We start from the raw sequence: 25,302 nt of genomic DNA on the forward strand, positions 1-25,302 counted from the left end.
CTCTCAGTCGGAGAGAAAGCTAGCGGGAATCGGACCTGGCCCTCGAACTGCCCAGTCCCACGCGGAGGAAGCCGAACACGAGCATGGCCAGGGCCAGGCAGCTCACGGTGTAGGCCAGCAGACTCTCCTCGAAGTACGCCTCGTAGAGCGCGGCTGGGATGAACTGCATGACGTAGAAGGAGGCGAAGAAGCTCGCGATCACCGCACCCGTGGGGGCCTCGCCCCAGACCCCGCGTGAGCGGAAGCCATAGGCGCGCTGCAGATAGGAGGCGAGGCCGACAACTGCCGCCAGGGAGACGATCATGCCGATCCACCCCAGGCCGTCGGCCTCTGCCCTCACGCGCCCGCTGAAGAACAACGCCCCCGCGAAGGCCACGGTCAGACCGACGGTCGCACAGGCATCATGCGGCGGACCCAGGGGCGCCCGGCGCCGGGTCCTCGGGTCCGGTTCGTGGGCGGACCGATCCTCTGCGCGGTCGTTGCTGATCATGTGGGTCCTCTCCATAAGGATCATTTTCTGCGAGTCTCTTCGAGCTGCTGGGGTGCGCTGGGCCACGAGCTGGGCTCGGCGGAGGTGAGGGTCGCAGGCCCGCCCGAGTGGTGATCGAGACCCCCAGCACGACGACCAGCGCGCCGGTGACCTTGGCGGGTGTCAGTTCGGCATCGAGCCACATGACCGCTCCGGCCATGGTGGCGACCGGGAGGAAGTTCAAGAAGCTGGACGCCCGGGCGGCACCGAGCTGTTGGACCGCGCGGTTGTAGAAGAGCAGCGCGAGCAGTCCCGGAAAGACTCCCAGGTAGAGCAGACCAGGAAGGTGTTCGCTCGGGCTGAGCTCCGGAGGTCCGAGCGCCATCCACTCGAGGGCGACCAGCGGCGCCAGCATCAGTGCCGCGAGCCCGGTCATGACCAGCAGCACGCCGAAGGTGGGAAAGAGGCTGAGGTATCGGATGACAGCGATGGAGTAGACCGCCCAGGAGGCGACCGCTCCGAGCATGATGCCATCTCCGATGTTCCACTGCAGCTGTGCCAGAGCGAAGATCTGCCCATCGGTGATCACCCAGAGCGCCCCGAGGATCGACAGCGCCAGGCCGGTCCACTGAAGCAACCGCAGCCGCTCGCGCAGGACCAGGGCGCTCAGTGCCAGGGTCAGGGCGGGTATCAAGGTCTCCAGCACCGAGACATTCGTGGAGGAGGTGAACTGCAGGGCCGCGTAGATGAAGGTGTTGAAGAACGCGACACCGGTGAGGGTGAGCAGCAGCAGCGGCTTCCACTCATGGAGGAACAGTGCTCGGGACCGCCAGGCGGCGCGGGCTGCCAGAGGCGCGAGACACAGGAAAGCGACGGCGAGCCGCGCAAACGCGATGGTCAGCGGCGGGAGATCGTTGAGCGCCTCACCGACCAGGATGTTCCCTGCGTAGAAGATCACGACCATGATCATCAGCAGGTAGGGGAGCATCAGTGAGGTTCCTGGTCGATGGTCAGGGGCGTCTCCTCCGGGACACCGGAGGAGGTCTGCGGGTCAGTCGGCAGCGGTCAGGGTCTGGCGTTCGCGGCTGCGAGGTGCCGGCGAATCTCCTCCACCGTTCGCCCAGAATTGTGGACGCTCAGCAGATAGGTCTTGCCTGAATCACGAACCTCGACGCTTGGACCACCGACCAGGAGACCCACCTTTCCACCCGGGAGAATCCGATAGCCGGCCCCTTCCAGGACCCCGGTCTCGGGACCCTCCTGGACCGAGAGGGTCTGGTCCCACGCGAAGCTCACGTGGAAGATCCCCATGCACCGAGCACTCAGTCCCGTATCACCGGCGACGATCTTGACCCGGGAGAACGCGACCGCAGCGCCGATCAGTCCCACCAGCGCGAGCACGCTGACACCGACCCCGAGGGGGGCGAAGAGGAGTGCGGGCAGCGCGCCGAAGACGAGGAGCACGAACAATGGGATGGAGACGCGCCGGCTGAGACCGGCCTCGGAGATTGTCTGTGCCGTGGAATATGTCATTGGTTCGAGCCTATAGATCTCTCCGGTGGGAAGATAGATCTCGACGAGATCGGCATATCCTGTCTGCGGCCTGGCCAGAGCTGCCGTGGACTATCTGCGGAGCCTCCGCTTGAGCCTCCGCGTGACCCTCCGCGTCACCTTGTGCAGCGCCGATGGAATCTGAGGTCGTCGGGCCAATGCCCGGCGACCTGCAGACCTATGCGCCTGCGCGAGGTACTCATTGACTGCGGCGTCTCCACCGTGTTCCAGCAGCTTCTGTTGAGCGCGCGCCAGCCGAAATCCACCGAGACTGCTTCGGGTATAGAGGAAGTCGGCGATGCGCTGATAGCGTGCGGGGCTGATCCGGGGGTGTGAGGCCAGCACCTCGGCGTCGGTGGACTGCAGCAACGTGCTCCAGTTCTGCGGGGGTTCGACCACCTCTCCCCGGAGGGTCCTCTTCGCGTCAGCGAACAACGCATCGAAGTAATCGAGCACCTCCTCGCTGTAGGTGACGGTCTTCTTGAACTCTGCCCCGGAGGAGAACGTGAACTCACCGAAATATGGTCCGTCGACAGTGTCATAGAGGTCGACGCGCACGAACGGGGCGTCGGTCATCTTGGCGAGTTCAATGGCCCACCGCGAAAGCATGACCGCTGAACGTGGGACCACCGGCACTCCTGGCTGGATGTCCGAGGGCCGGAAGTTATAGTCCCGCCCGGGGACGAATGGCTTCAGATCGCCGTCCAGCTTCACCATGCGTGGGGGTGAGAAGTTCCGGTCGATCTGGGCGACCATGCCGATCTGTCCCTGAAACATGTAGAACTTGTAGTCGAAGGGCACCGCACCGGGCTGCATCCCGCGGAGCAGCTCCTCCACGATCCATTCGGCCTTCTTCCCGGGAAACTTGGCCGCCACCGCATCCTGCTTCCCGCGGATCCCTTCGAGGGTCCATTCGCGCGAGGCCATGTGGTCGTAATAACGGTCATCGCCGAGGCGCTCGAGCAGCATGACGCCTTTGGCCGACCAGCCATTGGCGAACTTCAGGGCGATGCGGTCACCAAGCAGCTCCGCGGTGATCTGTGCGGTGGAGGTCAGCACTGCGTACTGCTGAGGCAGTCCGATCCGCTCTCCGCCGAGCGTCTTCTCCGAGAGCAGCTGGTGCACGTAGGTCTTGTTCGAGAGGTCGCGGCGATGCTGGGAGCCGCGTTTACGAAACTCGGCCGCTACGAAATTGAGGAAGGGAGACTTCGTATCGGGTGTGGCGGATGTCATAGAGGGATACCGGTTCTTCGTGCGTCGTGATGAGTCAGCTCGGAGGGCTGCTGGTCGATTTCTACCAATTCAGTGGTGAAAGGGGCCGTGGTCTTGCCTGGGAGTGGCCAAGCATCAGTTCCTGGAAGGTCAGATGCTGCTGCTCCGCTTTTTTCGCAGTCTCAAAGGTATATGCGCGGGCGGCTTCTCTGGAGTTCTGTGACGCCCCAGTACCTACATGGTTGCCCGGCCCGGTCGGAGAGAAGAATCGCATTGGACCTGACCGGTTGATCGTCTGGGTGTGTCGCTGTGCCCATGCGTCCCTGAGCCACGGACCTTCTGTCACCGACTCGGCGCAGCGCGGATGCAGAGACGGCTGTGTCGAGCAGGAACTGCAGGGGCCAAGCCGATTGCCGTCCACCCCCGCATCTGCCAAGCTCGGACCATGTGTGGACGCTATGTCATGGCCAAGGACACCGGTGATCTGGCCGATGATCTGAATCGGGCGCACCTGGGACCCGTGCAGCCACCTGCCTTCGAACTCAAGCCCAACTGGAACATCGCCCCGACCTCCACGGTGCCGATCCTGGTCGAACGCTATGACGACTCGGGGGCGCCGCTGCGCGAACTCCACCCCGCCCGCTGGGGATTGCTGCCGATCTGGGCCAAGGACATGACCTTCAGCTCCCGCACCTTCAACGCCCGCTCCGAGACGGTGGCGTCAAAGCCGAGCTTCCGAGCGGCGGCAAAGGCGCGGCGCTGCGCGGTCCCCGCTGAGGCCTACTACGAGTGGAAGGCCGGTGGAGCGAAGAAGCGGCCGCACGCGATCCGGTCCGCCGAGGGTTCCCCACTGGTCTTCGCCGGACTCTACGAATGGTGGAAGGACAAGGAGGCCGAGGCCCGCGGGGAGTCAGACCCGTGGATCCTCTCCTGCACCATCCTCACCGGGCCATCCCCGGAGAGTACCGAGGACGGCGTGCTGAGTGAGCTTGGCGCGCTGCATGACCGCATCCCGCTGGCCATGACGGCGGAGTTCGCGGCGACCTGGATCCACCCAGGGGAGAAGACCCCCGAGGAGCTGGAGGTCCTGCTGGAGCAGCTGCGCGGCGAGATCACCGAGGTCGCCTCCGCCTGGGAGATCTACGAGGTAGATCCTGCGGTCGGCAATGTGCGCAATAACGGAGCGCAGCTTCTTGAGCCCGCGCCCACCTTGTGGGAGTGATGATGGACCGAAAGCACCTCGGCGTCGAGACCCCCGGCGACATCGCGGAAGGCTTTGCCGAGGCCTGGAACAGGGCAGACGCCGAGGCTCTGGCCGCGCTGTTCGTCGAGGATGCCGACTTCGTCAACGTGGTAGGGCTCTGGTGGACCAATCGCACACGGATCCGCACCGCCCACGCATACGGATTCGCGAAGATCTTCGGCGGCTCGCAGATGCAGCTCGAACAGATCCGGGTGCGTGAGCTGGGGGAGAGCGTCGCCGTCGTTCATGCGGTGTGGACGCTCACCGGTCAGACCCCCGCGCCCGGGGAAGCCCAGGACACACGCCCGGGCGCCCGGCAGGGCGTCATCAGCTTCACCCTGCAGCGTCAGCCGGGGACCCCGGAAGACCAGGAGGACGGCAGCTGGCTCGCTGTGAGCGCGCAGAACACCGATCGTGTGCCGGGTGCCGAGACGTTGACGGCCTCCGGCGAATCGCGCCAGCCCACGGCCTACCAGGACCTCAGCGGGACTCCGCGTCGCTGAGTGTGGCCGGGCCCGAGTTCTGCGCGACCGGCTGCTCCTGGGCCGACGGAGGCGCCGGCGCCTCACCGCGCAGGAAATACGCGCCGACGGATCCTGCGAGCGTCGCGAACACGCCGACCGAGTACACCGCGAGCACCAGCTGAACCACCTTGGAGAAGGGGTCCTGGGTGCTGATCCCGGTGCCGGTGACGGTCGCCAGCGCCGCCTCATAGAGCGCACTGGTGTAGTCGTCATGGGACTCAAAGGCGTAGAGCAGCTGGCTCGCGGCCAGGATGACGACGGCGGTCACTGCGGCCAGCCAACCGATGCGGCTGGAGAGCAGCCGTCCGGCGGAGCGAGAGCCGCGCACCCCGGCGGAGAGAATCCCGCCCACTCGGGCAACCCGCGTCACGCGCAGCAGGCGCACGGCCTGCAGCGCCCGGACGAACCGCAGGAACGGCACCAACAGGAAGATCACCTGCCACCAGTTGCGTCGCCAGAACGCCTTCTGGAACCCGGCGACATAGGCGCGCAGTAGGAACTCCGCGACGAAGACGGACCAGAACACCCAGCCGGCAGCGCTCAGCGCGCGGCTCCAACCCGGCTCCGTGACGAGCATCTGGCCCAGGAAGACGAATAGGAACACGATCCCGAGCATGCCCATGGGGCGATCCAACCGTGCTGCGAGGCGTTCTGCGGCGTTCTCCCGCTCGGCCTTCTGCGCGGGTGCGCGCACGGGTCGGTTGCTCACGGTCTGCTGACCTCCATAGGTGATGCGGTGTATGCCTTCCCGCCACTCTACGAGTGCGGCCGCAGCTGCTCGGACAGGCAGAAGGATTGACTCAGGGTACCTGGGGCGATGGAATGATCCGATGGAGCTATTCGCGATCATTGTGTGGGTCATCGCTGCGGTGCTGTTCACCGCGTCCTTCGACATGCTCCGGAGTGTGAATCCCGACACTCGACTGCCGTTCTTCTTCGGCAGGCCGCCGAACAACCCTCCGCAGGTCGCGGTGCTGCGGCTCCTCGCGTTCATCCTGTTCTTGGCCAGTGCCTGGGTGTTCAGCGACGCCTATGGTCGCGCGGCGGGGCCGTTCTTCATCGTGCTGGGCGCGATTCCTGGGTGCCTGCGCAATTATCTGCATAATCGTCGGGTCGCGGCAGCCTCCGAGGGTCGCTCATGATCGAGATTCTCAACGCCACAGGGGTGGCGCGCGGCCGGGTCACCGGCGCGCTGGTCGCCGACATTCTGCAGACCATGAAGCGCCGCGCCGTGGTGGGCACGAACCTGCTGGAGATCGACGCCTGGACCAAGGACATGATTCTCGAGGCCAGAGCCACCTCGTGCTACGTGGCCTATGAGCCCTCCTTCGGACGCGGACCCTTCGGCCACTACATCTGCACCTCGGTGAACGACGCGGTGCTCCACGGCAAGCCCCATGACTACGCCCTGGCCGACGGCGACCTGCTCACCCTCGACCTTGCCGTGTCTTTGGACGGGGTCGTCGCAGACTCGGCGATCAGCTTTGTGGTGGGGGACTCTCCGCAGCCAGAAAGCGTGGCGATGATCGAGGCCACCGAGCGGGCGCTAGCCGCGGGGATCGCTGCCGCGGGTCCGGGGGCTCGGATCGGGGATCTCTCCCACGCCATCGGCACGGTCCTGCGCGATGCTGGGTACCCGATCAATACTCAGTTCGGCGGGCACGGAGTGGGGTCCACCATGCACCAGGACCCGCATATCGTGAACACCGGGCGCCCCGGTCGCGGATACAAGCTGCAGCCCGGACTGCTGCTCGCCCTGGAGCCGTGGGTCATGGAAGACACCGATGCGCTGCGCACCGATGCCGACGGCTGGACGCTGCGCAGCGCCACGGGAGCCCGCACCGCACACAGCGAGCACACCATCGCGATCACCGAGGATGGTGCCGAGATCCTCACCCTGCCGACACCCGGGAGAGATCGCTAGCGCGAATCTCTCGTCATACCTGGGGACCTGCTGGCGGGTGCCCCGCCCGGGGGAGTGAGGGCTCTGCTCCTGCGTGCTGACCCGCCGACGCGCCAGATGACCGCACCGAACGGGACCACCCAGAGGCTCCATGCCATCTCGCCCAGGGACCGGTCGTGCCCGAGCAGATGACGCGCCGTTTCCGCGACCACCAGCACGGCCAGGCCAAAGGTGGCCCCCAGCAGGAGGTCCTTCTTCCGGTGCGTCATTCACGCCTCCCCGTTCAGCGCTGCTTGCGCGCATCTGACCTGGACTGAAGCACCAGGCTAGTTCACTAGTGCAACCGCTTGGCCAGGATGACCAGATCCTCGAGGGTGGCGTCTTCACCATTCGGTCCCCTCGCAGACCGTTCCCGCAGCTCACCTACCTGTACCTCCCAGGCGTCCCGGGGCACCAGGGCGGACAGGTCGCCCTCGAGGGTGGGCATCTCATCGGGTCCGTGCCGGTGAGTTGACCACGGCGGGGAGGTCGCGTGGGAGACCAGCATCAGACGGCCGCCCACCGCGACCCGGTCAGCGGCCGTCTGCAGGATCCGCTGTCGGTCCAGCGCCACCGGGGACTGCAGGAAGGAGGCACTGATCAGATCGAAGGGTCCCTCTGGCATACCCTCGGGGAGGTCTGCGGCGAGGAACACAGCGCTGCCGTCTCCCAGGTCATGCGACTCAGCCTGGGCCTTCCCGTGCGCCACAGCGGTGGCTGAGATGTCTATGCCCATCGCCTGCCACCCTCGAGCCGCCAGCCAGAGCACGTCAGCACCTTCCCCGCAGCCCAGGTCCAGGGCGCGTCCTGCCGGCAGGTCAGCGACCAATGAGCTCATCGTGGGGTTGACCCGACCGGACCAGATCCGCTCAGAGTCCGCGTAGCGGCTCTCCCAGAAGTTCTTTGGGCTGTCATCACTCACGGTGGCACCTCTCATCGCTTGGATTCCCTATGGTCTCTCATCAGAGTGTTCGCTCTCTGCCTGAGCATCCTCCGGGGGACCTGGCTCGTCGGTGACCAGAAACAACTCGGTCCCGGTATCGACGACTGTGGCACCGGTGTCTGTGAATGCCAAGGGGATGGCCGTGGCGCCGTCGTCGAGCGGATCGTAGATCCGGGCCGTGTTGCCGGTGACCACGTTGTAGATGTCGAGGGCATCCCCGTCAGCAAGGGTGTAGGCCATGACTCCGCCCACGCCGAGGATCTCGGGTTCCGCATCGAGGCCGAGGGACCAGAGCTCTCCACCCGCTGAGTCGAATCCTACGAGTTCATCCCCGCGGATCGCGACCCAGGTCTCGGACATCAGGTCAAACATGGCGTCCTGAATCCCCTCCGCCAGAAGCTCGCCGCCGCTGAGGTCCCAGAGATCGTAACCATCCGCCGGCGAGCCGAGGAGGGCCGTGCCAGGCGGAAGCCGGTTGGTCGCAGGGCTGATGGGGATCTCCGGGTCAGGAGTGGCCGAGGGGCTGGAGGACGGCGCGCGCCACAGCTGACCCTCACTGTCGCTGGCGATGAGCTCTCCATCGCGAGCGGTGACCGTGGTTCCGAAGAACTCCCCGACGACATGGTCGCCGTCGGGGCTGCGTTCCCCGGTCTCGGGGTCGAGGGCGACCCGCCGACCGGTTCCGCCCATCGGTTCCTCGTGAGGTTCCGCGAAGACCAGACCGGGTCCCTGATGTGGTCCCGGGACTTCTACGGGGCCCCAGACCGGCTCTCCGGTGTGCAGATCATAGGCGCTCGCGGTGGTGGTGATCGAGGAGTCCTGCGGGGAGTTCGGAGGGTCCACATCGGTGAGCACCGCCAGAGCCCGGTCACCTGCACTCGTGAGTGCAAAGCCCGTGCAGCTGAGCGGACGCTGCGCAGTCCACAGCACGGTCCCATCGGCGGATACGGCGCTTAACACCAGCCTGCCGTCCTCTTCTCGCGGGCCCAGGAAGACGCCGTCGTGGACCTGAGGGGGAGTGTCCCACCCGGGATCGACGCTGACGAAGTCGCTCAGGTGCACAGGAAGCTGGATCGCGTCCAGGTCCACCTCCTCTGCCGGTGACTGGACCGGGACCGGATCGGGGTCGATGGAGCCCGGTGAAGGGGTCGACCCGGCCTCGGCGGAGGGATCCCGCTCTGCTGGCGCGGCACAGGCTCCCAGGGTCAGGCCGAGGACGCCCAAGACCACGCCTCCTCGGACGGGCAGGAGAGCAGACCGTTCGGCGCTCATCGAGAAGACTCCTGACCGGGGGCCTCCACACGGTCAGGGGTGCGGCCGCTCCTGCGCCAGGTCAGTGTCCAGATGAGCAGCAGCGTCGCGGCGCCCCCCAGGATCAGAAGAACGTCTGCGACCGGACCAGTCGCCGAGGAGGCCATCGCCTGCAGCGCCCCCTGGGTCCCGCTGGGAACCAGGGAGGGAGCCGTGAGGAGTCCGTTGGTGGTCCAGAACAGGACGCCGACACCGAGGATCAGCGCGCCGGCGAGGACCGAGGTCGTATGGAGCTCGCGGCGGAAGAGGGTGAAGCCGCGTCCGCGGAGAAGCCTCATGGACCTGGGACCGATGCGTCCCCACAGTGCGGCAAGAATCATCAGCGGCAGGACCATTCCGGCGGCATAGATGGCAAGCATCAGACCTGCCTGCGGGATGCTTCCCTGGGCCACCGCGAGGGTGAGGATGGCCCCGAGGATCGGCCCCGCGCAGAACCCGGCCACGCCACTGGCGGCACCGAGCAGGAATGTCCGGATCAGACCCTTTTCGCCGTGGGCCCGTTGCTGCAGCCGCTGAGTCCCGGGAAGCGCCTTGGAGAAGTCGAAGCCCCAGCCGAGCATCTGGGCAAGGCCAAGCAGGATCAGGAGTCCGGAGGTCGCCGCGATCAGTGCCTGACGGTGGTCGATGAACAACGTCCCGACCGCGCCCAGACCCAGTCCCAGCGGGACCAGCGTGAGGACCAGACCCAGATAGAAGATGCCTCCGTGGACCAGCAGTGTCAGGCGAGCCCCGATGGTAGAGGCGAAGAACGCCGGCAGCAGCAGTGCGCTGCACGGGCTCAACAGTGCCAGCATTCCGCCGAGGAAAGCGGTGACCAGACTGATCTCCATCAGTTGCCCTCGGCCAGAGCGTCATCGACCGCGGAGACGAACACCTCGGTGGGCTGGGCACCGATGATCGGTTCCCCCGCCACGATGAACGCCGGCGTGGAGTAGGCCCCGATGTCGAGGCCCTCCTGGGCGTTGGAAGCGATCTGCTCGGCGACCTCCGAGGAGTTCATGTCCTCTCGGAACTGCGTGGTGTCGAGTCCCACCTGTTCAGCAAGGTCGACCAGTCCCTCCTCCGTGAGCCCGGCCTCAGGCCGAGTCTCGCCACCAGCGAAGAGCAGGCCCTGGTACTCCAAGAACTGATCCTGCATCGCGGCGGCATAGCTGGCCCGGGCCGCCCGCTCGGAGGCTTCGCCAAAGACGTTGACATCCCGCCATTCGATGCGGAGCTCCCCAGCGTCGACGTATTCCTTCATCGTGGGCAGGGTCTGCTCGTGCCAGGTGGCGCAGAAGGGACACTGGGCGTCGCTGAACATCACCATCGCCACGGGCGCGTCCTCGGGACCCACGGAGAGAAGATCATCAGGATCCCGGCGCTCGATGTCACTCATGTCCTCCTGCTCAGGCTCGGCTCCGCCCTCAGGCACCGCCACCGGCCCCTCAGCCTGAGAATCAAGGCCGGGAGCATCTGGCTCAGCGACGCCCTGTCCCACGGTGTCCTGCGTGGATTCGGGTGCGTCATCGGCGACGTTCTGCCAGAGCACGAAGGCGATCATCGCGGCCGCGATGATGATCACGAACAGCGGCAGAAGGGTGTTTCTCCGAGGACGGACGGTGGGGGTTGCAGGGGAGGGGAGTGGCATCGGGGCCTTTCTCATCACGTGAGCTACTACGGAGCGTAGTAACTATCCGACATAGTAACTACACCACATAGTAACTATGCAAGATAGTAGATCTGCGGCATAGTGGTCCCATGGCTCCTCCTTCGATTCAGCTGGCGCAGTGGAAGCCCTCCAGCGCGCTCGCGGTCCAGGCGCTCCGCTCCTGGACGCCCCGTCAGATCGTCATCGCCACGATCGCCGCCGGAGTCATCGGTGTGCTGGTAGGCGTCGCCACGGTGTTGATCCCCAACGCCTACTTCGCCCGGGACATCCCGCCGGTGTGGTGGAACTACCCGGTCTGGATCCTGACCTCGGTGTTCAGCGGCATGCTGATGGCGACCTACGTGCGGCCCTCGAGCTCAGAACGGACGAGCTCCGGCGCACTCGATCACGCCACCGCCGGCGAAGCAGAGGATCGGACCTCCTCCTCCGAGGAGCGGCGCACCAGCCGCTTCGGGATGACCGGGATGGTGCTGGCCTGGTTCGCAGTGGGCTGCCCGGTCTGCAACAAGATTGCGCTCATCGCCCTCGGATACTCCGGAGCGATCACCTATTTCACCCCGCTGCAGCCGATCCTCGCCCTCGGCGCGCTGCTGCTCACCGGCCTCGCGCTGATCTGGCGGCTCAAGGGCCAGGTGGCCTGCACCGTTCGACCCAGCAAGGAGCTGGTCACAGCATGAGCGAAGAACGTCAGCCGCAGACCCCAGCCGAGCGACTCGGTCCGCTCGAGCAGCAGGTCATGGATCTGCTCTGGGATCACTCCGGGCACACCGTGCGCGAGGTGATGGACCAGCTGCCCAGCCGCCCGGCCTACACCACCATCGCCACCGTGATGGGCAACTTGGAGCGCAAGGCTCTGGTGACGCCCACGCGGGAGGGTCGTTCGGTGCGCTACCTGCCGCAGCGCACCCGCGAAGAACATACCGCGGGCTTGATGCAACAAGCACTCGGTGTCAGCAGGGACCGCACCGCGTCCATACTGCACTTCGTGGACACCATGCCTGAGGACGAGCGGGACCTGCTGCGCACCTACCTCGAGAACTCCCAGGACTGAGCATGAATCCGCTGCTCATCTCCCTGCTCATGGTCTTCGCCGTGCTCGCGGCGGCCGTGCTCGGGCGTCCGCTGATCCGCGCCGCAGCCCCCGCCCTGATCCGGTTCCCGCGTCTGGCGGTGGTGAGCCTGGGATCCAGCCTCGCGCTCTGGCTGGCCTCGGTCATGGCCGCGGGACTGTTCCTGGCCTGGTCGCTGACCGGCCCGAGTCCGCTTCCGGAGTCGGTGGCGAAGGTGTGTCAGAGGTGTCTGGAGGCCTCGAACCCCTTTTCCGCCGGGTTCGTCCTGGAGACCGGGGTCCCCTCGGCCGCGTTCCTCATGGCCCCCGCCGGGGCAGGGCTGCTCCTGGTGGCTCTGGGACTGCGCGCTGTGGTGCAGCGGCGGCGCTCACTTCAAGAGACCTGCCGTTCGCTGCTGCCAGTGGGTCACCGGCGGATCATCGACGGGCACCTGGTCACCGTGGTCGACGATCCCCACCCCTCGGCGTTCGCGCTCGGACGGGACCGGTGGGGTATCGTCGTCACCACGGGGCTGCTGGCGGCGCTGGATCCGCAGGAGCTGCGTGCGGTGCTTGCCCATGAGGCGGCGCACCTGCGGGAACGCCACCATCTGGTCCTGGACCTCATCGGCAGCATCACCGGGCCGCTGCGAAGGGTCCCCTTGGCCGCCGCCATCGCGGACGCCGTTCCGCACTATCTGGAGGTCTCGGCGGACAATGCTGCGAGGCGCCGAGCGGGTACCCGAGCGCTCGCCTCGGCCCTGTTGATCTTGGGTGAGGCGAGCAGCGGACAGCGCAGGGCCAGCGACCGGACGGGCTCAGAGCGCGTGCTTCTGGCCGCAGGGCCCGAGCGGGTCCGGCAGCTGGTCGCCCCGCAGAACCCTCGACATGGCATGCTGGGAGCGCTGGCGATGATCGCGATCATGGCTGTGCTGATCCTCACCAGCGCCACCGCACACGGTGCCGCACTGAGCGCAGTCGTCTCCGGGTGTGTGATTGGAGCCTGAAGAACACGCTGACTCGTCCAGGTCAGCGCAGCGCGAGTCGAAGGAGAAGTCCATGAGCTACACCCACACGATCACTGTCCCGATGTCCTATCCCCAGGCGGTGGAGGCTACTCGTGCGGCCCTGGCCGAAGAGGGCTTCGGGATCCTCACCGAGATCGACGTCAAGGCCACCTTCACCAAGAAGCTCGGCGCCGAGTCCGGCGAAGCCGTCGGGGACTACGTCATCCTCGGCGCCTGCAACCCCAGCATGGCGAGCAAGGCCCTGGCCGCCGAGCCGCAGCTCGGCGCGCTGCTGCCCTGCAACGTCGTGGTCCGTCGCGGCGCCACCGAGGACCACGCCACCATCGACGCGATCGACCCGCAGACCATGGTCCAGCTCAGCGACTCAGCAGCGGTCCGAGAGGTCGCAGAGGATGCGGAACGGCGACTGCGCTCGGCCTTGGACGCGGTCGGCGCCGCCTCGAAGGACGCCTGAGAGCACCAGGCCTCACCGAGAGGTGACCGCATCGTGCGCCCGGTGGCGCGGACGCGTGGCGGAATACCAGCCGGCGAAGAGCAGCACCAGCAGCGAGATGTCCACCACGTCCCCGCCGTAGTACATCAGCTGTGCCCCTGTCTTCCCGTCCCCGGGTTCCACGCCCGCCGGCGGATGCGCATAGAGCCATTTGGCCAGGATCGAATGTGCCGCGATGAACAGGATCAGCACCGCCGCGCGCACCGGCATCGATGCCCGGTGCGGGTCTGGATCCACCCCGATCAGTGACGCCGTGAAGACATAGCCGGCCACGAAGATATGCAGATGGACCAGTGCATAGGCCACCGGGGAGACATGCATGACCCGGAACAGGTCGGTGGTATAGAGCAGCCAGAGCCCGCCCGCATTCAGCACCGCAGCGACTACCGGGTGGGTGAGCACCCGGACACCGGGACTGCGCAGCGCGCGAGTCAGGCCTCGGGCGGCATGGACCGGCAGAGCACGCAGGGCGAGGGTGACCGGTGCGCTGAGGACCAACAGCAGCGGCGCGATCATGCCCAGCAGCAGATGACCGAGCATATGCGCGGTGAAGCTGGTGTGCGCCGCGGTGGCCACGGGCCCGAGCAGCCCGCCGGCGGCGCAGATCAGCCCGAGGTGGAAGAGCAGGCTGCGGTGCCGGGGCCACGGGCTCCGGCGACGCGCGGCCCATAATCCGGCAGTGTGAATGCACACCGCGGCCAGGAGCAGCAGCACGACGACGACGTCGAGCCCCGCCCAGATCAGCGGGTCCGCCGGCTCCAGACCGAGACCCTCGAGGGGTTCCCCGTGATGATCCATCAGCTGCGTCTGGACGGTGCGGGATCGAGGCTCACGCCGGCACCTGCGCTGGCCGGGTGCGACGGAGGATCAGCAGGCCGATGATCAGAAGCACCACGGCCGAACCGATCCAGGTGAGGTCATAGACGAAGAGGTCCACCCCGTACCGGATCTGGTGGATCCCGAGCAGCTTGTGGAAGACGACGCCATCGAAAAGCTGGAAGAACCCGACTCCGGTGAGGACCGCGCCGCTCCAGCGTGCCCAGTGAACCTGGGCGCGGCGCCGGATGTCCGCGAGCAGGAACAGGCCCCAAACGGTGATGAACCAGCCGAAAGCGTGGAAGAACCCGTCCGCGGTGAGCGCGACCTCGCTGGTGGAGAGATCGTAGAAGTGGTGCCACTGCAGCGCCAGGTGGAAGATGAACAGGTCGATCATCGAGGCCGCGATCCCGCACCCGAACAGCACGCCGGAGAAGCACGATCCGCCGAGCCAGTGCCTCGCTGGAGGGAGCATTCACAAGACTCAGCCTAGCCCCGCAGGTCGGAGAGCCAAAGGACCCTGGTCAAAGGTCTCTGGATGGGACGACACTGGTCTACATGAGCGCCTATCCGCTAGAGCTGCACACTGTCTCCGTCGACGTGCCGGCACCGGCGGCGCGACGGCTCCGGATCTTCAACCTGGTCATGGGCGTGCTGCATCTCATCTCGGGCTCCGCCATGGTGGCGCTGAGCAACGATTTCAGCCTGCAGGTCTCGACCTTCGCGCTGAACGGTCCTCCCGGAACACCGGTGTCCCAAGGCGCCGCCAATCTCGTCTTTGACGTTCCGCTGGGATACGCGACGGCATCGTTCCTGCTGCTCTCCGCCTTCTTCCACTTCCTCATCGCCTCTCCCTGGGGCTTCCGGCGTTACATCGGCGAGCTGTCCAAGGGACGCAACCGTTTCCGCTGGGTGGAGTACAGCCTGTCTTCCACGCTGATGATCCTGCTGATCAGCCTGCTGCTGGGCATCTCCGACATCGCGGCGCTGATCGGCCTGGGGCTGGCCAATGTGGCGATGATTCTCTTCGGCTGGCTCATGGAGATGAGCAACAACGGTCTGATGCACGGGGCCTCCGGGCGTTCGGTCCGGGGCAGGCGCGCTTGGTGGACGCCTTTCTGGTTCGGCTGCATCGCAGGCATCGGACCGTGGCTGGCCGCGGCGGTCTACCTGATCATCAATGTCGGCGTCGAGGGCGGGGAGGGTCCGCCAGGGTTCGTCTACGGCATCATCGTGTCGCTGTTCGTGTTCTTCAACAGCTTCGCCGTGAACCAATGGCTGCAGTATAAGCAGGTCGGCCGTTGGAGCAACTACCTGACCGGGGAGCGCACCTATATCGTGCTCAGCCTGATCGCCAAGAGCCTGCTGGCCTGGCAGGTGTTCGCCAATGTCCTCGTGGGGTGAACTGCCCCGGACCCGGCCCGGAGAGGGCCGGGCGCGCCGCCAGGGTTAGACCTCAGCGGTGGGTGTAGGTGAGGCAGTCTGCGTCGTCAAGGCCCGGCCCGACACGCACCTCGGATGCGCTGCACATCAGGTGATCGTTGTGGACGCATTCGTTGCGCTGACAGGCTCCGACGCCGGCCAACACCTTAGGCAGCCCGCAGTGGACGCCGATGTCGATGAAGGTCGCGCAGGAGGCGTGGTCTTCCTGGCCGCCCACCGTGATGGCCGCTGCATTGCAGTGGGAGTGTTCGTTGAACGAGCAGGCTTCCACGCTGCATTCCGAGACGTGGGTAGTCATGACTGGGATCCTCCTCGGTCCAGCCGCCCGATCGGGCCGCTTCATGTCTCCACCGTAGGCCTGATCACGCCGATCAAAAAGGACCATTTGTGTGACCTAATCACCGAGTCAGAGACCGCGTCACGGGCTGCCGGATGATCGTGCGCAGCTTCTCGGCGGCGGCGGCCCGGCGCGGATCGCTGAGGTAGATCTCGTGGTGCTTGCCTGTTGGTTGTAGACCTTGGCCCGGGATGAAATCACGATGCATCGGTTCTATAGACCTGGATTCCTCCTCGAACGGACCGAGGTGCAGTGTCTGCACGCAACGGCCCTCCGCGAGTGTTTCCAGACGAACGTCCGCGAGACGTGGGGGAGAGGACTTCGTGCGGACAGCGGTGACTGCCGCATCGAACATCTCGCGCGTGACCCACTCGGGGACCATCAGCATCAGCGTCCACTGCCACTTCGATGGGTCCCGGGAGCTGGTGAACGCCGTCATGTCATCGGCCCACCACAGGCCTTCCAACGGCGGGACCACATAGTCACGGGCCAGCTCTCGCTTGCTGGCGAACTTCAGCGCGTACGCCAGGGGATACAGCGATTCCAGCGCGGTGGCGTAGTCGGGCGAGGTGTTCGGATCACCGTGTCCGTCGATCATCAGATACTGCATCTGGGGCAGCTCGAGGATCTGATACTGGCCGGGCTTGGCCCTGTAACCGGCCATCGTCTTCTTGAAATCGATCTTCTCGGTCACAGTCTGCTCGCTTCCGATTGCGGCGGTTATCCACCATTAGAAGCTCCTCAGCCTGCAATCCTCAAGACCTCATGGTCAGGTTATGGTCAGCTGACAATATGTCTTTGATAGGGAACCACTGTTGAAGTCATAGAGCCATAGGTCGGGCTGTTTGAGCCGACCACGGTCGTCGGTCGCCCCATCTCAGGGGCGTGACGCATTCTCTCAGAAGGACAGGACATGACACAGGCTTCCATGACTTACAGAACACTGGGACGCAGCGGTGCAGTGGTCTCTGCCCAGGCGCTGGGCACGATGACCTTCGGTGCGGAGGCCGATGAGGCCACCTCGCATGCGCTTCTCGACGCCTACGTGGCGGCCGGCGGCAATTTCATCGACACCGCCGACGTCTACACCGCAGGCACCAGTGAGGAGATCATCGGCCGCTGGCTCGCTTCCCACCCGACCGAGGCACGCCAGATCGTTCTCGCAACCAAGGGTCGCTTTCCCATGGGACAGGGTCCCAATGACCTGGGCACCTCACGCCGGCATCTGCGCGACGCGCTCGATGCCTCGCTGCGCCGACTCGGCGTCGAGCATATTGATCTGTACCAGCTGCATGCCTGGGATGCGATCACCCCGCTGGATGAGACGCTGCGCTTCCTCGACGACGCCGTCACGGCCGGCAAGATCGGGTACTACGGGTTCTCCAACTTCACGGGTTGGCAGCTCACCAAGGCCGTCCACCTGGCTGATCGGCACGGCTGGTCGCTGCCGGTGACCCTGCAGCCGCAGTACAACCTTCTGGTCCGCGGGATCGAGCACGAGATCGTCCCGGCGGCGCTTGATGCTGGGATCGGCCTGCTGCCGTGGTCGCCGCTGGGCGGCGGGTGGCTGAGCGGGAAGTACCGCCGCGATGAAGCACCGACCGGATCGACGCGGCTGGGGGAGAACCCGGAGCGTGGCATGGAAGCCTGGGAGAAGCGCAATGCCGAGGAACGCACCTGGCGGGTCATCGATGCCGTCTCCGCGGTGGCCGAGGAGCATCAAGCCACCCCCTCGCAGGTGTCGTTGGCCTGGTTGAGCGCCCAGCCTGCCGTCACTTCGGTCATCCTGGGGGTCCGTACGCTGGAGCAGCTTCGCGACAACATGTCGGCGGATGCGCTCGAGTTGAGCGCCGATCAGCTCGATCGACTGACGGCTGCCAGCGAGCCTGAGATGGAGGACTACCCCTACGGCTCGGCAGGGGTTCAGCAGCGGCACCGCAAGCTCGCCGGTGGGCGGTGAGGACGCGGGACCCAGAAGTGAGATCCGGGTAGTCGAGGTCATCAGCTGACATCGACTACCCGGCGCTCAGTGTCTTGCGAGCGGTCCTGTGGAGCCCGCGAGGATCCCACAGAGCATCATCGCGTCGACCCAACGGCAGCACCAGGGCGGGCCCGCTCTCAGAGCCGGGGGCCCGCCCTGGTGCTGTGCTGGTTCAGCCCCGGACGTCCTGAGCCGAGGAATTCGCTGAGTCTGCGACCGTGTCTTTCTGGTCCTGTCCTTCGGACTTCACGTTCTGCGCACTCTCAGCCGCTGAGTCCCGGACTCGCTGCGCAGATTCCTGCGCCGGTTCCTTGAGCTCCTCAGCCATCGACTTCGCCTGGCTCTTGGCATCATCGACCAGGGGCTGGGCCTGGTCCTCGAGCTTGGCGGCCGCCCTCTTCTCCGGCTCAGAGGCCGGCACGAGCGAGGCTGCGAGCCACCCGGCGCCCAGGGCGATCAGCCCGGCCGCCAACGGGTTTCCGCGAGTCTTCTGCTTCGCCGCTCCGGGCGCCTGGTGGAGGCCTTCGGCTGCGTGGTGCGCCTGATCAGAGACCGTGGTCGAGGCGTCATCGGCAGAGCCCATCACGTGATCCTTCCATCCGCCTACGGTGTTGCGGACCTTCTCGGTCTGTCGCTGCGCGACCTTGGAGGGTGAGACCTTGTCGGCGACGGCGTCGACGTCAAGGGAGAGGCTGCTGCGGGTCCGCTCGATATCGGCGCGGATCTCTTCCGGAGTCTGGTGTGTCATCGGGTCTCCTTGGTGGGGGTGAGTGCGTCAGGTACTTCTTTGAGGGTCTCCGTCGTGTGCGGGGCGCCCTTGACCTGCTCCAGGTTCTTCTTGCCGAGCACCGCCAGCACCGCGGCGATGAGCGCCCAGACCGCAGCGACGATCACCGCAGACCAGGCCGATCCCAGATCGGTGGAGCCGATCCCGGCCCAGAGGGCGATGGAGAGGAAGAGCAGCACGAAATGCCCGGCGATGCCGGCGCCGCCGAACATGCCCGCGCCCTTGCCGGACCTTTTCGCGGTCTCGGAGAGCTCCGCCTTCGCCAGCGCTGTCTCCTGCCGGATCAGTGTGGAGAGGTCATTGCTGACCTGGGACATCAACGACCCCAAGGATTCCTGCTCCGCCTTGCGCTCGGCCTGGCGTGCAGTGTCGACAGGCGCGGGGCCAGGTGAGGCCGACCCTGTGGGGGAGTGTCCGGTCGGGGAATGGAAGTTGCTCATCGGCCAGCACCTCCGGCGTAGGGATCCGTGCCTCCCGCGGGGATGGTGCCGGGGACCGGGCCAGAGGCGGTGCCGGCCGAGGTGCCGGGAGCAGGCCCGGAGGCGTTGCCAGCTGCGGTACCGGGCGTAGGCGCGGTGCCGGCTGCGGCCCCGGCAGGAGTCTCGGGGGTGCTGTGTCGAGCCGGGTGCCCAGACGCGCTGGTGGCCCGGTGGTTCGAGGTCGAGGAGCTCGGCTGAGCGTCATCGGCATGATTCTGCTTGAGCCCACGAGTGAACCGGCCTGCGGCAAAACCGACCCCGGCCGCGATGGCCAGGAACGCCACCGGTCGACGACGCGCGAAGCTCTGCACCTCGTGCAGGACCTCCCTCGGATCGTGGTCTTCGAGCCAGCTGGCGGTGGCCTCGGCGCGGCTGTTCAACTGGTCCACGAGGTCCTTCGCAACCCCGGGCTCAGGCTTCTCCCCACGAGCGATGCGGGCGACGTCGTCGCTGAAGCTGCGGACCGTGCCTGCTGCGCGATCCAGCTGCTCAGCTGCCTGGGACTCGAGCACCGTGCCCGCCTCACCACCGAGGCGCTTGGCCTCGCGCACCGCGTCGTCCTTGACCCCTGCGGCTTCCTGAGCCGCGGTGTCCTTGACCGCCCGTCCGGCCTCTGTGGCGTCCCCGGCGACATCCTGGGCCGCACCTCTGGCCCCATTGGTGTTCGAGGCAGAACCGGTCTCGGAGGCATGCGGGTCGGAGTAGCCTGGTTCACCGGTCACAGACTCGAGGCCCGGTGGGGCTGAGGACACTGCAGGAACCGGCTCAGTCGCAGCCGGGGCGGGTGGAGCGGATCCGGGTGCTGCTGTGGAGGGGGTCCCGTGCGCGGCATCTTCTGGGTTGGACGGGCGGGGCGGTGTGTTGTTGTGGTCAGTCATGACTGCCTTTCGTTGGAGTCATCTGCATCGGTGTCGGAGTGAACCGGGCAGGGTGAGGAGTCGCGCAGGGACGGCACCGAGGGCCAGGCAATGGCGACGATGCGGATCTGCCCACTGGAGTAAGGGGACAGCGAGGGCACCAGGGGTGGCGTCTGCAGTTCGGTGCAGAGCAGGAGCTTCCCCGACGGCGCGCGTGGAGGTCGTGGCGCGGGGTCGAGCCGCGGTGCAGGTCCCGGAATTCTCACACTTCACGCACCCACCGACCTGGTTGCGGACAGGCCGGGAACAGGCGGAAGTGCCATCAGGAAGAAGTGAATTGCGCTCCACGGGGTGCCCCTTGAATTCAGAATCAAGAGCCCGTTGCTTGAGCTGAACATGACGGTAGTTCATGGTTGAGCCAGGGTAAAGACTACAAAGTCTTCAATTTTTTAAGGACATGACGAGCTCTGGCTGCAGTCGCGTGCGGGTGCTGTCGGGAACGTAAGCCTCTGACGTAGCGTCGGGGAGAACCCGTCGTCTGTCGAACGGGACCGATGTGAAGGAGTCTTGCTGATGGAGACCACCAAAGACCCCCAGGACCTGGCCACCGCACTGGCCGATGTGCTGACTCAGAATCGCGACATAGCAGGCATGCTGAGAAGCATCGCGGAGTTGGCCGCTCAGCATCTGTCCACCGACCGGGAAGTCTTGTGCGGAATTCTGTTGAACCGTGCCAAGCGAAACATGGTGCTGGCCACCAGCTCGTTGGAAGCTCAACAGATGGATGAACTGCAGGCCGGGTTTGATGAAGGGCCATGCCTGGAGGCTCAGATGACGGGAAATCTCATACGGGTCGCCGATGTCCGGTATGAGAATCGGTGGCCGGAGTACATGGCCGAGGTGCGCGACCGAGGTCTGCGCAGCATCGTGGCGGTGCCGGTCATCATGAAGGGATCCTCCACGGCGGCACTGAACCTCTACACCCGCGAAGTGGGGGCCTTCACCGAAGAAGAGATCGATGCCGCGAGGCGCTTCGCCGAAGCCGTTTCCACCGTGGTGGCCATTGCGGTGCGAATCGCCGCCTATGCCGAGGATGTCGAAGACCGCCGGCGCGCCATGAAGACACGATCAACGATCGACACGGCGGTGGGCATCATCATGGCTCAGAACCGGTGCAGCCAGGATGAGGCGGTGAGGGTTCTCAAGGCAGCCTCCAATCACCGCAACATCAAACTGCGCGCGTTGGCCGAAGAGCTCGTGGCGTCCACCGGTGGCTAGGACTTGTCACCAGGTGTGTTCATCGAGCATCGGTGCTGTGCGACCCGGACCCGGGGCGATGGCAGTGCATCGATCCGCCCCGAAGTTGCGGGAGCCAGCACGCTCGCGTGGTGACTGGCCGAGGATTCGAAGAGTCTGCAGGAGCTTCCATGGGGCGGGAGACTCGGTTAGCATCGGTCTCAGCTCAAGCAACGGGCTCTTGATTCTGAATTCAAGGGGTATCCCGTGGGGCGCAATTCACTTCTCGTCGTCGGCACTTCTGCCTGTTCCGGAGTCGTCAGCACCGGGGTCACGCGGTACGCAGTGCCTCGCCACCGGACTGCCCGCGTCCAGCAGGGGGTGCCCCGATGACCACCGTCAACCAGCTCATGTCTGTGATCACCTCGAACCTGTTTGTGACCCAGTCCCTGCACGATGCCGCGGCGCTGGTCTGTGGCGGGGATGTCAGCGGAGGAGAGACCGCAGCGCTGGTGAGCGATCTTTCCCACCGGCCGGTGGGATTGATCACCGAGGCGAATCTGGCCGAGGTCGCGGCGCGCCACCCCTTTGACTGGAGGAAGAAGCGCTGTGCCTGCCTCCTGACCGAGGATCTCGACTTCCTCAGGCCGGAGCACGATATCGAAGGCGTGCTCGAACGTTATCGGGCCGATGACGTCAGGCCCCTGCTCGTCCTCGAGGGGGACGATCCGGTGGGCATCGTGTATCCGGCTGCAGTGTTCGCCTGGTGCGCGGAGCAGCGGTCGCCGATCTTGATGCGCCCCCGTCATTGAGCAGCCAACAGGACTCAGCCTCCAGAAGTCTGTGTCGAGCCTCTCGGAGGTGGTGGACACGGCGCTATTGTCATAGCAGGGCACGGTGTCCTGCTATGAGGAGGCCCCGAGCGCTATGAAGAAGAAGAGTCTGGGACCACGGATTCGGCGAGTCTTCCTGTGGACGATGATCGGCTCGTTCTGTCTCGCGGCGGCTGCCGGGATCTTCGTCCTGATCGGCGTGAGCTTCGGCGAGACCGGCGCGCGGGTGCTGGCGACAACCTCGACGGTGGGCGCCTTCAGCCTGGCGATGCTGTGCTGCGGCGCGGTCTTCGGTCGGCCCAGTCGGATGGTGGGCGTGGCAGGTGTGGCAGTCTGCCTGCTCACCTTGGCCTGGAGCGTCTTCATGATCTGGTCCGAGGCGGACCACGAATGGAGCACATTCCAGGTGCTGCTCTCGGGGATCACCTTCACCGTGGCGTTCAGCTTCGCGAGCCTGGTCCTGGCATCCGCCACCGCTCGTGACAAGCTGATCCGCGGCCTGCTCTTCTCCTGCCTGGGGCTGATCGGTGTCAGCGTTGCCCTCACGATGGTGCTGATCTGGGATGAGGGGTGGGAGGGTGAACTCTTCCCCCGCGCCTATGGCATCGTGCTGATTCTGGCGGTTCTCTGCGGGGTGGTAGCTCCGCTGCTATCGAGTCTTCGGGCGCGAGGCGCCCCGCACCGGTCGCAGGATCAGCGAGGAGCCCGAGACGAGGCCGGGGCCGTGCCCACCGAGGGGGAAGCGCTTGACCCGGCCCTGGTGGCCGCCCTGCGGCAGGAGGCGGCGACCCGAGGGATCACGGTGGCGCAGCTTGTGGATCCGCTGCTGCGCGCTCCACGGCAGTAGCCGAACGCATCAGCGCTGCTAGGGGGTCCGACGGGTGGACCACACGGCCAGCCCGATGAGTGCTGGCTGGAAGAACAGCCGCACGAGCCGCTTGCGGTCGGTGTCCAGGCCGAACCCGTCACGCTGGTGCACATACTGCGCGATGTTGCCGGGGAAGACGGCGGCGAAGAACACCCCTGCGGCCTTCCCGACCAACGGGCGGTGCGCACGGGAGAACAGCAGCGCGGTGCCCAGCCCGATCTCGGCGACGCCGGACGCCAGGACCGTGGTGTCAGGGTCCAGCGGGATCGATTCGGGCACCTGGGCGCGGAACTCCTCGCGGGCCCAGGCCAGGTGTGAGATCCCGGCGAAGGTGAGGGCCGATCCGAGAAAGATCCGACCGGTGGTGCGCGCGAGGGAAGCCATGGAGACAGGTTATCCCCGCCGCACCCTCGACGGGGAATCCGCTCAGGGACGACCGGCGGTGCCCTGCTCTCCGGTGCTGCCGGAGCGTTCCGGTGAGCGGGCCGCGACGATTCCGCTGCGCCACCCGGGTGCGTCCCCTCGCTCAGGCGGAGCCAGCGCGGCAGCGTCGATCCCAGCGGACTGCAGCAGCCAGGAGATCAGTGAGTTGGAGTTCCACATGTCTCCGATTCCGAACACGTCGCGCCCCCAGGTCAGCTGCGGGGCCTCGGGGATTCGGCCGATGAGAGCACCAACATCCTCCGCGGCGAGCGGGAATCGATGCGGGGGACCGACGGCCCATTCACGATCTGGGATGATTCCGTCTCTCCAACATCGGATCTCGTAGCGAAGGAACGGCGAGGCCCCGGACCAGGTGAAGCCCACAGGTCCCTGGGCCACCACGCCGCGAGGCCCGAGCGGCTGGCCCCATGCGCGGGTCATCTCCACCACATACTCAGCGGGGCCGTTGGTCACCTCCAGCGCGGCATGGAACAACGGGCGGGGGCGTCTGCGCGCCCTGAGCGCGCGCAACGACTCCCACCATCTGCTCGTGTGGACCACGACGTGCCCGCCGGCCCCTACCGGGATCCACCACAGGTCCAGGTGGTGCCCGGTCATGGCTGCGCGGACCGCGTGGTCGGGCACCAGGACGGGGACTCCATATCTGTAGGATACGGTCCGCATGACGCCCGCTCCAGGGCCTATGCGCCTGCTCTGACGCCTTGCACCGCAGCGCTTTTCTGGGCGTGGAGCCAGGGGATGCGGGAACTTCGAAAAAATGGTGGGCCCTGCCGGGATCGAACCGACGACACCCGCGGTGTAAACGCGGTGCTCTACCAGCTGAGCTAAAGGCCCGTGCCCAGATACCGCCGAATCGGCGCCATCCGGTGCAGCAAGAAGTGTAACAACCCCCAGCTGTGGCTCAGGACCGGCCGCGGGAGGCGTTGAGCTTCGTCTGCTCGGCCGCGTACAGCGCCGCCCCGACGATCCCGGCGTTGTTCTGCAGCGCCGCGACCTCAACCTTCGCCCGCAGGTCCTTGATCTCCGGGAGGAAGTCCTCGCTGCGCTTGGAGATCCCACCGCCGATGATGAACAGCTCCGGGGACTGCAGCCGCTCGACATGCTTGAGGAACCGGTTCAGCAGCTTCCCGTATTCATCCCAGGGCATATCGGCCCGTTCACGAGCCGCCGCGGAGGCCTTCTTCTCCGCCACCTCACCCTCGAACTCCAGGTGGCCCATCTCGCTGTTGGGGACCAGCACGCCGTCGTGCACCAGGGCGGAGCCGATGCCGGTGCCCAGGGTGATCGTCATGACCGTGCCCTCAAGCCCCTTGCCCGCGCCGTAGCGCGCCTCGGCGAGGCCGGCGCCGTCGGCGTCGTTGAGCGTGTGGATCTGACCCGGCAGGTGGCGCAGCAGCTTCGCGGCATCGGTGTTGATCCAGGACTCATCGATGTTCGCCGCGGAGAGCACGATGTTCTTGTCCACGATCGCCGGGAACAGCACGCCCACCGAGAGCTCCTCCAGCGCCGGTGCCTTCTCCCGGCTGAGCAGCTCGTCGAGGATCTGACCGATCACCTCGGCCACCGCTTCCGGGGTCGCCGGCTTTGGAGTGGGGATGCGGTAGCGGTCCCCGGTCAGGGTGCCCTTGTGCAGGTTCACCAGGCCGCCCTTGATGCCGGTGCCGCCCACATCGATGCCGATGGCCCGTTTGGGAAGGTCGCTGAGGGTCTCGCTGGCGGAGCCGAGGGCCTGGGCAGCCAGCGGCTGCTCGTGGGAAGAGCTCATAGTGATGCAGTATCTCCGTGCTGTGGGGGAGGGGACCGGAC

32 protein-coding genes and 1 tRNA gene are annotated in these 25,302 nt (G+C 66.2%); 13 read left to right on the top strand and 20 right to left on the bottom strand.

Annotation, left to right across the window (positions count from 1 at the left end):
- Positions 1–19: 19 nt before the first annotated feature.
- The 4 genes from I2487_RS09015 to I2487_RS09030 form a co-directional block, all read right to left on the bottom strand.
- On the bottom strand, positions 20–490 hold the full coding sequence (locus I2487_RS09015) for a hypothetical protein (RefSeq protein WP_207173048.1): 471 nt from the start codon (positions 488–490) through the stop codon (positions 20–22).
- On the bottom strand, positions 402–1,457 hold the full coding sequence (locus I2487_RS09020; protein WP_207172176.1) for a DMT family transporter: 1,056 nt from the start codon (positions 1,455–1,457) through the stop codon (positions 402–404). The genes I2487_RS09015 and I2487_RS09020 overlap by 89 nt, the downstream gene beginning before the upstream one ends.
- Before the next feature lie 77 nt (positions 1,458–1,534).
- Complete coding sequence (locus I2487_RS09025; RefSeq protein ID WP_207172174.1) at positions 1,535–2,002, bottom strand: hypothetical protein; 468 nt, start codon at positions 2,000–2,002, stop codon at positions 1,535–1,537.
- Between the two features lie 90 nt (positions 2,003–2,092).
- Positions 2,093–3,253 (bottom strand): ATP-grasp fold amidoligase family protein, encoded by a 1,161-nt coding sequence (locus tag I2487_RS09030; protein ID WP_207172172.1) that lies wholly within the window; start codon positions 3,251–3,253, stop codon positions 2,093–2,095.
- 424 nt (positions 3,254–3,677) lie between these two features.
- On the opposite strand from I2487_RS09030, the gene I2487_RS09035 reads away from it, so the two are divergent.
- Both I2487_RS09035 and I2487_RS09040 read left to right on the top strand, forming a co-directional pair.
- Positions 3,678–4,454: an SOS response-associated peptidase gene (locus I2487_RS09035; protein ID WP_207172170.1), complete on the top strand. Its 777-nt coding sequence runs from the start codon at positions 3,678–3,680 to the stop codon at positions 4,452–4,454.
- Between the two features lie 2 nt (positions 4,455–4,456).
- Positions 4,457–4,978, top strand: a complete 522-nt coding sequence (locus tag I2487_RS09040; RefSeq protein WP_207172168.1) for an SgcJ/EcaC family oxidoreductase — start codon at positions 4,457–4,459, stop codon at positions 4,976–4,978.
- On the opposite strand, the gene I2487_RS09045 is transcribed toward I2487_RS09040, so the two are convergent.
- Positions 4,956–5,708 carry an ion transporter gene (locus I2487_RS09045; protein ID WP_207172166.1) on the bottom strand — a complete coding sequence of 251 codons (753 nt, stop codon included), beginning with the start codon at positions 5,706–5,708 and terminating at the stop codon, positions 4,956–4,958. The genes I2487_RS09040 and I2487_RS09045 overlap by 23 nt on opposite strands.
- Positions 5,709–5,829: 121 nt before the next feature.
- On the opposite strand from I2487_RS09045, the gene I2487_RS09050 reads away from it, so the two are divergent.
- Both I2487_RS09050 and map read left to right on the top strand, forming a co-directional pair.
- Positions 5,830–6,141: a hypothetical protein gene (locus tag I2487_RS09050; protein ID WP_207172164.1), complete on the top strand. Its 312-nt coding sequence runs from the start codon at positions 5,830–5,832 to the stop codon at positions 6,139–6,141.
- Positions 6,138–6,923, top strand: a complete 786-nt coding sequence (gene map, locus I2487_RS09055) for a type I methionyl aminopeptidase (protein WP_207172162.1) — start codon at positions 6,138–6,140, stop codon at positions 6,921–6,923. Before I2487_RS09050 ends, map begins: the two co-directional genes overlap by 4 nt.
- Before the next feature lie 313 nt (positions 6,924–7,236).
- On the opposite strand, the gene I2487_RS09060 is transcribed toward map, so the two are convergent.
- From I2487_RS09060 to I2487_RS09075, 4 genes are read right to left on the bottom strand one after another with little or no spacing between them, the layout of a single operon-like run.
- Positions 7,237–7,863 (bottom strand): class I SAM-dependent methyltransferase, encoded by a 627-nt coding sequence (locus tag I2487_RS09060; RefSeq protein ID WP_345941383.1) that lies wholly within the window; start codon positions 7,861–7,863, stop codon positions 7,237–7,239.
- Positions 7,864–7,890: 27 nt separating this feature from the next.
- Positions 7,891–9,156 carry a hypothetical protein gene (locus I2487_RS09065; RefSeq protein WP_207172158.1) on the bottom strand — a complete coding sequence of 422 codons (1,266 nt, stop codon included), beginning with the start codon at positions 9,154–9,156 and terminating at the stop codon, positions 7,891–7,893.
- A complete protein-coding gene (locus I2487_RS09070) occupies positions 9,153–10,025 on the bottom strand; it encodes a cytochrome c biogenesis CcdA family protein (protein ID WP_207172156.1) in 873 nt (290 codons plus the stop codon). The genes I2487_RS09065 and I2487_RS09070 overlap by 4 nt, the downstream gene beginning before the upstream one ends.
- Positions 10,025–10,825: a DsbA family protein gene (locus I2487_RS09075; protein ID WP_207172153.1), complete on the bottom strand. Its 801-nt coding sequence runs from the start codon at positions 10,823–10,825 to the stop codon at positions 10,025–10,027. The genes I2487_RS09070 and I2487_RS09075 overlap by 1 nt, the downstream gene beginning before the upstream one ends.
- Positions 10,826–10,935: 110 nt before the next feature.
- Here I2487_RS09075 and I2487_RS09080 point away from each other — a divergent pair, with 110 nt between their 5' ends.
- The 4 genes from I2487_RS09080 to I2487_RS09095 are packed head-to-tail and all read left to right on the top strand — an operon-like array spanning position 10,936 to position 13,376.
- Positions 10,936–11,523 (top strand): hypothetical protein, encoded by a 588-nt coding sequence (locus I2487_RS09080; RefSeq protein ID WP_207172151.1) that lies wholly within the window; start codon positions 10,936–10,938, stop codon positions 11,521–11,523.
- Entirely contained in the window at positions 11,520–11,897 is a 378-nt protein-coding gene (locus I2487_RS09085) for a BlaI/MecI/CopY family transcriptional regulator (protein WP_207172149.1), read from the top strand. The genes I2487_RS09080 and I2487_RS09085 overlap by 4 nt, the downstream gene beginning before the upstream one ends.
- Before the next feature lie 2 nt (positions 11,898–11,899).
- Positions 11,900–12,901, top strand: a complete 1,002-nt coding sequence (locus I2487_RS09090) for a M56 family metallopeptidase (protein ID WP_207172147.1) — start codon at positions 11,900–11,902, stop codon at positions 12,899–12,901.
- 52 nt (positions 12,902–12,953) lie between these two features.
- On the top strand, positions 12,954–13,376 hold the full coding sequence (locus I2487_RS09095) for a DUF302 domain-containing protein (RefSeq protein ID WP_207172145.1): 423 nt from the start codon (positions 12,954–12,956) through the stop codon (positions 13,374–13,376).
- 12 nt (positions 13,377–13,388) lie between these two features.
- Here the strand turns inward: I2487_RS09095 and I2487_RS09100 are convergent, their stop codons facing one another.
- Together I2487_RS09100 and I2487_RS09105 are read right to left on the bottom strand one after the other, a co-directional pair.
- Positions 13,389–14,213, bottom strand: a complete 825-nt coding sequence (locus tag I2487_RS09100) for a cytochrome c oxidase assembly protein (RefSeq protein ID WP_207172143.1) — start codon at positions 14,211–14,213, stop codon at positions 13,389–13,391.
- A 31-nt stretch (positions 14,214–14,244) separates the two neighbouring features.
- On the bottom strand, positions 14,245–14,706 hold the full coding sequence (locus I2487_RS09105; protein WP_207172141.1) for a DUF2243 domain-containing protein: 462 nt from the start codon (positions 14,704–14,706) through the stop codon (positions 14,245–14,247).
- An 83-nt stretch (positions 14,707–14,789) separates the two neighbouring features.
- Between I2487_RS09105 and heR the strand changes: the two genes are divergently transcribed.
- The gene (gene heR, locus I2487_RS09110) at positions 14,790–15,635 is read left to right on the top strand and encodes a heliorhodopsin HeR (RefSeq protein ID WP_207172139.1); all 846 of its coding nucleotides are present in this window, start codon (positions 14,790–14,792) and stop codon (positions 15,633–15,635) included.
- A gap of 52 nt (positions 15,636–15,687) precedes the next feature.
- Here heR and I2487_RS09115 read toward each other — a convergent pair whose 3' ends face one another.
- Both I2487_RS09115 and I2487_RS09120 read right to left on the bottom strand, forming a co-directional pair.
- Entirely contained in the window at positions 15,688–15,972 is a 285-nt protein-coding gene (locus I2487_RS09115) for a DUF1540 domain-containing protein (RefSeq protein ID WP_207172135.1), read from the bottom strand.
- 100 nt (positions 15,973–16,072) lie between these two features.
- The gene (locus tag I2487_RS09120) at positions 16,073–16,705 is read right to left on the bottom strand and encodes a GyrI-like domain-containing protein (RefSeq protein ID WP_345941384.1); all 633 of its coding nucleotides are present in this window, start codon (positions 16,703–16,705) and stop codon (positions 16,073–16,075) included.
- A 234-nt stretch (positions 16,706–16,939) separates the two neighbouring features.
- Here I2487_RS09120 and I2487_RS09125 point away from each other — a divergent pair, with 234 nt between their 5' ends.
- Positions 16,940–17,971 (top strand): aldo/keto reductase, encoded by a 1,032-nt coding sequence (locus I2487_RS09125; protein WP_207172134.1) that lies wholly within the window; start codon positions 16,940–16,942, stop codon positions 17,969–17,971.
- Between the two features lie 193 nt (positions 17,972–18,164).
- Here the strand turns inward: I2487_RS09125 and I2487_RS09130 are convergent, their stop codons facing one another.
- Genes I2487_RS09130 through I2487_RS09140 form a run of 3 tightly spaced genes read right to left on the bottom strand, consistent with a single transcriptional unit; the run spans position 18,165 to position 19,980 of the window.
- Positions 18,165–18,740, bottom strand: a complete 576-nt coding sequence (locus I2487_RS09130; protein WP_207172132.1) for a DUF3618 domain-containing protein — start codon at positions 18,738–18,740, stop codon at positions 18,165–18,167.
- Positions 18,737–19,219 (bottom strand): phage holin family protein, encoded by a 483-nt coding sequence (locus I2487_RS09135; RefSeq protein ID WP_207172130.1) that lies wholly within the window; start codon positions 19,217–19,219, stop codon positions 18,737–18,739. The genes I2487_RS09130 and I2487_RS09135 overlap by 4 nt, the downstream gene beginning before the upstream one ends.
- Positions 19,216–19,980, bottom strand: a complete 765-nt coding sequence (locus tag I2487_RS09140) for a hypothetical protein (RefSeq protein WP_207172128.1) — start codon at positions 19,978–19,980, stop codon at positions 19,216–19,218. The genes I2487_RS09135 and I2487_RS09140 overlap by 4 nt, the downstream gene beginning before the upstream one ends.
- 708 nt (positions 19,981–20,688) lie before the next feature.
- Here I2487_RS09140 and I2487_RS09145 point away from each other — a divergent pair.
- The 3 genes from I2487_RS09145 to I2487_RS09155 all read left to right on the top strand — a co-directional run bounded on the left by I2487_RS09145 (position 20,689) and on the right by I2487_RS09155 (position 23,031).
- Complete coding sequence (locus I2487_RS09145) at positions 20,689–21,393, top strand: GAF and ANTAR domain-containing protein (RefSeq protein ID WP_207172126.1); 705 nt, start codon at positions 20,689–20,691, stop codon at positions 21,391–21,393.
- A gap of 347 nt (positions 21,394–21,740) precedes the next feature.
- Complete coding sequence (locus tag I2487_RS09150) at positions 21,741–22,163, top strand: CBS domain-containing protein (protein WP_207172124.1); 423 nt, start codon at positions 21,741–21,743, stop codon at positions 22,161–22,163.
- Positions 22,164–22,278: 115 nt separating this feature from the next.
- A complete protein-coding gene (locus I2487_RS09155) occupies positions 22,279–23,031 on the top strand; it encodes a hypothetical protein (RefSeq protein WP_207172122.1) in 753 nt (250 codons plus the stop codon).
- 18 nt (positions 23,032–23,049) lie between these two features.
- On the opposite strand, the gene I2487_RS09160 is transcribed toward I2487_RS09155, so the two are convergent.
- From I2487_RS09160 to ppgK, 4 genes are all read right to left on the bottom strand, one after another.
- Positions 23,050–23,436 (bottom strand): DoxX family protein, encoded by a 387-nt coding sequence (locus tag I2487_RS09160; RefSeq protein WP_207172120.1) that lies wholly within the window; start codon positions 23,434–23,436, stop codon positions 23,050–23,052.
- A 42-nt stretch (positions 23,437–23,478) separates the two neighbouring features.
- The gene (locus I2487_RS09165; RefSeq protein ID WP_207172117.1) at positions 23,479–24,159 is read right to left on the bottom strand and encodes a hypothetical protein; all 681 of its coding nucleotides are present in this window, start codon (positions 24,157–24,159) and stop codon (positions 23,479–23,481) included.
- A gap of 95 nt (positions 24,160–24,254) precedes the next feature.
- A tRNA-Val gene (locus I2487_RS09170) sits at positions 24,255–24,330 on the bottom strand.
- Positions 24,331–24,397: 67 nt separating this feature from the next.
- On the bottom strand, positions 24,398–25,261 hold the full coding sequence (ppgK, locus tag I2487_RS09175; RefSeq protein WP_207172115.1) for a polyphosphate--glucose phosphotransferase: 864 nt from the start codon (positions 25,259–25,261) through the stop codon (positions 24,398–24,400).
- Between the last annotated feature and the right edge of the window lie 41 nt (positions 25,262–25,302).

It is taken from the genome of Nesterenkonia sp. E16_10, assembly GCF_017347085.1.
Taxonomy (GTDB): Bacteria; Actinomycetota; Actinomycetes; order Actinomycetales; family Micrococcaceae; genus Nesterenkonia.